Origin of the sequence: Pseudomonas sp. EL_65y_Pfl2_R96, assembly GCF_963970905.1 — a bacterium.
In the GTDB taxonomy this organism is placed as follows: domain Bacteria; phylum Pseudomonadota; class Gammaproteobacteria; order Pseudomonadales; family Pseudomonadaceae; genus Aquipseudomonas.
Genome location: NZ_CAXAQH010000257.1, coordinates 1 through 496 on the forward strand (window position 1 = coordinate 1; position 496 = coordinate 496).

General features: G+C 61.7%; 1 pseudogene. It reads left to right on the forward strand.

Annotated elements, in window-relative coordinates:
* A pseudogene (locus AACY49_RS30500) lies at positions 1 to 496 on the forward strand (excinuclease ABC subunit B); the annotation flags it as partial.

The following is a 496-nucleotide window of genomic DNA, read 5'->3' on the forward strand; positions in this document are numbered from 1 at the left end:
CCGAGGCCTATGTCGCGCGCTCGGACACGTACATTGAGAAGGAAAGCTCGACCAACGAGGCGCTCGACCGGATGCGCCACGCCGCCACCCGCTCGCTGCTTGAACGCGACGATGTGATCATCGTCGCCTCGGTGTCGTGCCTGTACGGTATCGTCTCGGTCGAAACCTATTCGGCGATGATCTTCGACCTGAAGAAGGGCCAGACCGTCGACCAGCGCGAGATCGTGCGCAAGCTCGTCGCGCTGCAGTATAAGCGCAACGATGCCGCCTTCCAGCGCGGCAATTTCCGGGTGCGCGGCGATGCGCTGGAAATCTTCCCGTCGCATTATGACGACACCGCCTGGCGCGTGTCGTTCTTCGGCGATGAGATCGAGGATATCGTCGAGTTCGATCCGCTGACCGGCAAGAAGGTGGCGAGCCTCGACACGATCCGCATCTACGCCAATTCGCATTATGTGACGCCGGGGCCGACGCTGAAGCAAGCGATGGAGGCGAT